The following is a 6,555-nucleotide window of genomic DNA, read 5'->3' on the forward strand; positions in this document are numbered from 1 at the left end:
CCTCCACCCGTTCTCGTCACGCGTCCGATCGACCGCGCCGTCCCGCCCCAGCGCTGCGGCATCCGCGCCCCGGCTCGCCGCCGGCCGCCCGCTCCCGGGCGGCGACGACCGTGGTCAGGGCTGGAGCACCAGCCGGGCGGCGACCCGACCGGCGAGCACGTCCTCGATCGCGTCGTTGATCTCGTCGAGCTTGCGGGTCTCCAGGACCACCCGGGTCCGTCCGGCGGCGTGCAGCCGGAACACCTCGGCCAGGTCGGCGCGGGTGCCGACGATCGAGCCGATCACCGTGATCCCCTTCAGCACCGTCTCGAAGACCGGCAGGGTGATGTCGTTCTCCTTCGGCAGCGACACCAGCACCAGCCGACCGCCGCGGCGCAGGCAGCGGTGCGCCTGCTCGATCACGGTGGGGCTGGCGGCCAGGACGATCGCCACGTCCACCCCGCCGAGCGCGGTGATCGCGGCGACCGGGTCGGTGCCGGCCGCGTCGACGGTGTGCGCCGCGCCGAGCGAGGTGGCCAGTGTCAGCTTGTCGTCGGTCACGTCGACCGCCACCGTCTCGCCGCCGAACAGTTGGGCGTACTGCTGGGCGAGGTGCCCGAGGCCACCGATGCCGAAGATCGCGACCCGGTCGCCCGGTCGCACCCCGGCCACCTTGACCGCCTTGTACGTGGTGACCCCCGCACAGGTCAGCGGGGCCGCCTCGACCGGGTCGACCCCGTCGGGCACGCGCACCGCGTACCGGGCCGACGCCACCGCGTACTCGGCGTGCGCGCCGTCGATGGCGTACCCGGTGTTGCGCTGCGCCTCGCACAGCGTCTCCCAGCCGGTGACGCAGTACTCGCAGCTCCCACAGGCCCAGCCGAGCCAGGGCAGGGCCACCCGGTCGCCGACGGCGTGCTCGGTGACCCCCTCGCCGACCCGCTCGACGAGGCCGACACCCTCGTGGCCGGGGACGAACGGCGGGTTCGGCTTGACCGGCCAGTCACCCCGGGCGGCGTGGATGTCGGTGTGGCAGAGACCGCTCGCCTCGATCCGGACCAGGATCTCCCCGGGGCCCGGCTCCGGCACCGGCAGCTCACGCAGCTCCAGCGGACGGTCGAACGCGGTGACGACAGTGGCGCGCATCGTGGGGCCTCCCTTTTCTCGCTTCCGTCCCCAGCCTGGTCGCTCGCGCCGCCGACGGTCAGGGGCGCAGGACCGCCGGGTTCGGGACCTCCGTCCCGCGCCGGTCGGGACGATCGGCACGCAGGCTCACCCCCTGTCACCAGCCCGTGTCCGCCCGGCACCGACGGGGCCGCCGCCCCGGGTACCGCGCGACACCGCCGCCCGGCACGGCTACCCTCGCGGCGTGAACTGGCTGGACATGATCGGGTGGACCGGATCGGCGCTGCTGGTCTGGTCCCTGCTCCAGGCGCGCATCCTGCGGCTGCGCGCGCTCAACCTCGTCGGCTGCCTGGTCCTGATCTGGTACAACGCCGCGCTGTCGGTCTGGCCCATGGTCGGGCTCAACGTGGTGCTCGCCGTGATCAACGTCTGGTACCTGCGGAAAATGCTCGCCACCCGGCACGACGAGCAGACGTACCAGGTGGTGCAGGTCGGCGTCCGGGACGAGTTCCTCGCCCACACGCTGCGGGTGCACGCCCGGGACATCGCCCGGTTCAACCCGGACTTCCGCTGGGACGACCAACGCGCCCGGGGCGAGGCGTTCCTGGTGCTCCGCTCCGACGAGGTGGTCGGGGTGGTGCTCTCCCACGCGGAGGGGAACGACGTCGCCCAGATCGACCTGGACTACGTCACCCAGCGCTTCCGCGACCTGACCCCGGGAGAGTTCGTCTTCCGCCGCAGCACCCTGTTCACCGACCGGGGGTACCAGCGGGTGGTCAGCCCGCCGGGCATGGTCGCCCCGTACTACCACCGGCTCGGCTTCCGCCCGGAGGGCGACTCGTACGTGCTCGACCTGCCGGCCGGGAACGACGCCGGGCGATGATTCGCCGCCCCGGCCACGGGGCAAAGACACGCGTACGCTGACCGGGACCACCGGTCCGCGGCGCCGCTGTGCCGGCGCGGGCTGCGTGAGGAGATTCTCGGCGTGCAGAGCTACTGGAGCCAACTGGCCCTGGTCGGAGTCCTGGTCGTGCTGAACGCGGTCTTCTCGGGCAGCGAGATGGCCCTGGTCTCGTTGCGGGAGAGCCAGGTGCAACGCCTGGAGCGCAGCAGCCGCTCCGGCCGGGTGCTGGCGAAGCTCGCCCGCGACCCGAACCGGTTCCTGGCCACCATCCAGATCGGCATCACCCTGGCCGGGTTCCTCGCCTCCGCGGCGGCGGCCGTCTCGCTGGCCCGGCCACTCGTACCGCTGCTCGGCTTCCTCGGCGGGGCCGCCGAGACGGCGGCGATCGTGCTGGTCACCCTGGCGTTGACCTTCGTCACCCTGGTCTTCGGCGAACTGGCCCCGAAACGGGTCGCGATGCAGCGGTCGGAACGGTGGGCGCTGCTCGTCGCCCGCCCGCTGGACGTGATCGCCAGCTTCTCCCGCCCGGCGGTCTGGGCGCTCGGCGCCACCAGCGACCTGGTCGTGCGCCTCCTCGGCGTCGACCCGAAGCCGCAACGCGACGAGATCAGCCCGGACGAGCTGCGGGACATCGTCGCCGGCAACCACGGTTTCACCAAGGAGCAGCAGACCATCATCGCCGGCGCGGTGGAGATCGCCGACCGGCGGCTGCGCGCGGTGCTCGTCCCCCGGTTGCAGGTCTTCTGCCTGGACAGCGGCACCACCGCGGAGGCTGCCCGGCTGGTGCTCGCCGCCTCCGGGCACTCCCGGGCACCGGTGGTCCGGCACGGCGGCCTGGACGACGCGGTCGGCGTGATCCACCTGCGCGACCTGGTGGGGGTACCGGCCGACCGGCCGGTCGACGAGTGCGTCCGCCCGCCGATGCTGCTGCCGGACTCGCTGCCGGTGGTCGACGCGTTGCGCCAGTTCAAGGCGGAACGCCAGCACATCGCGCTGGTGGTGGACGAGCGGGGCGCGGTCGAGGGGATCGTCACGCTGGAGGACATCCTGGAGGAGATCGTCGGCGAGATCTACGACGAGACCGACCGGGACGTGCGCGCGGTGCACCCCGAACCGGACGGCACGCTCCTGCTGCCCGGCACCTTCCCGGTGCACGACCTGGCCGACGTGGGCGTCGAGCTGCCCGGCCGACCCGACGGGGACTACACCACGGTCGCCGGGCTGGTGCTGGCCTGCCTGGGGCACATCCCCACCGAGGCGGGGGAGCACGTGACCATCGACGGTTGGCGGCTGGAGGTCGCCGACGTCGACCACCACGCCATCTCCCGGGTGCGGGTACGCCCCGGCGAGCGGCCGGTCCGGCCCGCCGACGCCGAGCCGGCCCTGGATCCCGCCCAGCGCTGACCCGCGTCTCTCAACCGGCAGCCCCGCGGGCAGCGGTGCGGCGTGCAGGACGTCCAGCCGGGAGACCGCCCGGGTGAGCACCACGTAGAGACGGTCCTGCGCCTCGTCGACCACCACGTGTCCGTAGCCGGCCGGCCGGTCGAGCAGTCCGGCGGCCTCGTCGACCAGCACCAGGTCCGCCTCGGTCCAGGGCGCCGTCCGGGGGCTCCGCGGCCGGGGCCACCGGATCGCCGCCCGCTCGGCGGGGGCGAGCAGGTCCCCGCCCCACGCCGGGCCGGGCGTGTCCCGCGTCTCGGCGTGCTGCTGCACCTGCTGCACCACCCTGGCCCGCAACCGCTCCCGCCCCGGTCGCGCCGAACCGCCCGCCTGGCGGCGGCCCAGGTGGTCGCGACCCACCGCGTGCTGGCCCGCCACAACTGGCGGCGCCTGGTCGACGGCGTGGCGGCCGACCAGGCGTACCCGGACGCGCTGGCCGAGGCCGACCGGGCGTTCCGCCTGCTCCGCGCCGCCTTCGACCCCGACCCGCCGGCGGCTTGCTGACCGACCGTCGGCGCCCGCGCCTGGTCAGGCCGCGGCGAGGTTCTGCAACCGGACCTGCCCCCGGGCGACCAGGCGCCCGGCGTCGTCGGTGACCTCCACCTGCCAGAGCTGCTGGCTGCGTCCCCGGTGCACCGGGGTGCCCACCGCGGTCAGCTCACCCTCGCGCACCGCGCGCAGGAAGTCCGTCTGGTTGGACACCCCGACCACCCGGCCCCGGTCACCCCACCAGAGCGAACCGCCGACGCTCGCCGCCGTCTCCACCGCCGCGCAGTACACCCCGCCGTGCTGGATGCCGTACGGCTGGTGCAGCTCCGGCCGGACCCGCCAGCGGATCACCACCCGGTCGGCGCTCATCTCGTCGAACGTCAGCCCGAGCAGGGCGACGAGCCCACCGTTCAGGTCCGGCTGCTCCACGGTGTCCTCCTCGGTCGATGCGACGAGCCAGCCTAGCGGGCCGGTCCCCGAGGAAACCCGCTACGTGGCGGCCCCGGCGATGGGGGACAATCGGTGACCGTGACCGATAGCAGCCTCCCGTCGCCCAACCGGGAAAACCTGACCGACGACCTGCGGTGGCGGGGCATCATCCAGGACTCCACCGACCCCGACGAGCTGCGCGCTCTGCTCGACGGCGGGGGCGCCACCTACTACGTCGGTTTCGACCCGACCGCGCCGAGCCTGCACGTCGGCCACCTGATGCAGGTCGTCACCGCACGCCGGCTGCAACTCGCCGGGCACCGGCCGCTGCTGCTGGTCGGCGGTGCGACCGGGCAGATCGGTGACCCGAAGGAGAGCGCCGAGCGGACGCTCAACCCGCCCGAGGTGGTGAGCGGCTGGGTCCAGCGCATCCGCGACCAGCTCGCGCCCTTCGTCTCCTACACCGGTGCCAACGCGGCCCAACTGGTCAACAACCTGGACTGGACCGGCCGGATGTCGGTGGTCGACTTCTTCCGGGACGTGGGCAAGCACTTCCCGGTCAACCGGATGCTCGCCCGCGAGGTGGTCAAGGCCCGCCTGGAGAGCGGGATCAGCTTCACCGAGTTCAGCTACCAGCTCCTCCAGGCCAACGACTTCTACGAGCTGCATCGCCGCCACGGCTGCCAGTTGCAGTTCGGCGGCTCCGACCAGTGGGGGAACATCACCGCCGGGGTCGACTACGTCCGACGGCGCGGTGCCGGTCCGGTGCAGGCCTTCACCACCCCGTTGGTGACCAAGGCCGACGGGACGAAGTTCGGCAAGACCGAGGGTGGCGCGGTCTGGCTCGACCCCGCCATGACCAGCCCGTACGCCTTCTACCAGTTCTGGGTCAACGTCGACGACAAGGACGTCGACCGGTACCTGCGCTACTTCAGCTTCCGCTCCCGGGAGGAGATCGAGGCGCTGGAGAAGGCCACGGTCGAGCGCCCGGCGGCACGTGAGGCCCAGCGTGCGCTGGCCGAGGAACTGACCACGATGGTGCACGGCGAGAGTGAGACCGCCCAGGCGGTCGCCGCGAGCCGGGCGCTCTTCGGTCGCGGGTCCCTGACGGAGCTGGCCGAGCCGACCCTGCGCGCCGCCCTCACCGAGGCCGGGCTGGTCCAGCTCGACGAGCTGCCGGACGTCGCCGGCCTGTTCCGCGAGTCCGGGCTGGTCACGAGCATGAAGGAGGCCCGGAGGGTCATCGCCGAGGGGGGCGCGTACGTCAACAACGACCGCGTCACCGAGACCGACGCGGTGGTCGACCCGGAGTCCCTGTTGCACGGCCGGTTTCTCGTCCTGCGCCGGGGCAAGCGGTCGTTCGCCGGGGTTGAGCTGCACAGATAGTCGTACGGCAATGATGTGACGTGGGACGCGTCCAGCGGATTTGACGATCAAACCGCTGGACGCGTAACTTTCTCTCTGCCAGCGCGGAACGGACGAAACGGGGCAAGCCCGAAGAGTTCGGTTCGCGAATGGCGCCGGGACCGGAGGGGCTGACTCTTCCGGGTCCGGGATCCGGGTGGTGCTCCACCGGTCGACCGAGGGGTCGATTTGGCGGGGCGGAACCGGCCGGGTAAGGTTGACGACCGGCAGGGCACCGGGCGAGCGAGCGGGAGACCGCAGCGGCCGGCCTGTCAAAACCCACGAGACGGATGGCGGAGACGCCAGCTGGATTTGTGGTGCCTCAAACCGGATAGAAGCACGACAAAGCGCCACAGAGCGGTTTGACACGGCGGAAACGGTGAGGTAACGTAGTAGAAGTGCCCGGCGCGAGAGCGGCGGGAGTGGGAACGGATTGCCCCGGATGGCGCCTGGTGAGGGTTCCGGATGGTGTGTGGTTGTTCTTTGAGAACTCAACAGGGTGCTTGATAAGCCAGTGCCAATTATGATTTATACCCCGGACTGGCTGGGCATGCTTCGGTGTGTCTGGTTGGTTGGGATTCCTTTGGCAACACTTTTGTTGCCGGGACGATTGTTCAACAAGTTTTTGTTGGAGAGTTTGATCCTGGCTCAGGACGAACGCTGGCGGCGTGCTTAACACATGCAAGTCGAGCGGAAAGGCCCTTCGGGGTACTCGAGCGGCGAACGGGTGAGTAACACGTGAGCAACCTGCCCTAGGCTTTGGGATAACCCCGGGAAACCGGGGC

The 6,555-nt window shown here is 71.7% G+C and carries 6 protein-coding genes and 1 rRNA gene (1 of these 7 running past the window's edge); 5 read left to right on the plus strand and 2 right to left on the minus strand.

Annotation, left to right across the window (positions count from 1 at the left end):
- Positions 1 to 114 precede the first annotated feature (114 nt).
- Positions 115 to 1,125 (minus strand): alcohol dehydrogenase AdhP, encoded by a 1,011-nt coding sequence (adhP, locus tag IGA62_RS23770; protein WP_145818789.1) that lies wholly within the window; start codon positions 1,123 to 1,125, stop codon positions 115 to 117.
- A gap of 223 nt (positions 1,126 to 1,348) precedes the next feature.
- Between adhP and IGA62_RS23775 the strand changes: the two genes are divergently transcribed.
- The 3 genes from IGA62_RS23775 to IGA62_RS23785 all read left to right on the plus strand — a co-directional run bounded on the left by IGA62_RS23775 (position 1,349) and on the right by IGA62_RS23785 (position 3,952).
- Positions 1,349 to 1,987, plus strand: a complete 639-nt coding sequence (locus IGA62_RS23775) for a YgjV family protein (protein WP_145818788.1) — start codon at positions 1,349 to 1,351, stop codon at positions 1,985 to 1,987.
- A gap of 102 nt (positions 1,988 to 2,089) precedes the next feature.
- On the plus strand, positions 2,090 to 3,412 hold the full coding sequence (locus IGA62_RS23780; protein ID WP_145818787.1) for a hemolysin family protein: 1,323 nt from the start codon (positions 2,090 to 2,092) through the stop codon (positions 3,410 to 3,412).
- Positions 3,413 to 3,709: 297 nt separating this feature from the next.
- Entirely contained in the window at positions 3,710 to 3,952 is a 243-nt protein-coding gene (locus IGA62_RS23785; protein WP_145818786.1) for a hypothetical protein, read from the plus strand.
- Positions 3,953 to 3,976: 24 nt separating this feature from the next.
- Here IGA62_RS23785 and IGA62_RS23790 read toward each other — a convergent pair whose 3' ends face one another.
- A complete protein-coding gene (locus IGA62_RS23790) occupies positions 3,977 to 4,366 on the minus strand; it encodes a PaaI family thioesterase (RefSeq protein WP_145818785.1) in 390 nt (129 codons plus the stop codon).
- 99 nt (positions 4,367 to 4,465) lie between these two features.
- Between IGA62_RS23790 and tyrS the strand changes: the two genes are divergently transcribed.
- Both tyrS and IGA62_RS23800 read left to right on the plus strand, forming a co-directional pair.
- Positions 4,466 to 5,752 (plus strand): tyrosine--tRNA ligase, encoded by a 1,287-nt coding sequence (gene tyrS, locus IGA62_RS23795; RefSeq protein ID WP_145818784.1) that lies wholly within the window; start codon positions 4,466 to 4,468, stop codon positions 5,750 to 5,752.
- 643 nt (positions 5,753 to 6,395) lie between these two features.
- A 16S ribosomal RNA gene (locus IGA62_RS23800) occupies positions 6,396 to 6,555 on the plus strand; it runs 1,355 nt beyond the window's last position.

Origin of the sequence: Micromonospora sagamiensis (genome assembly GCF_014680085.1) — a bacterium.
Lineage (GTDB): Bacteria > Actinomycetota > Actinomycetes > Mycobacteriales > Micromonosporaceae > Micromonospora > Micromonospora inyonensis.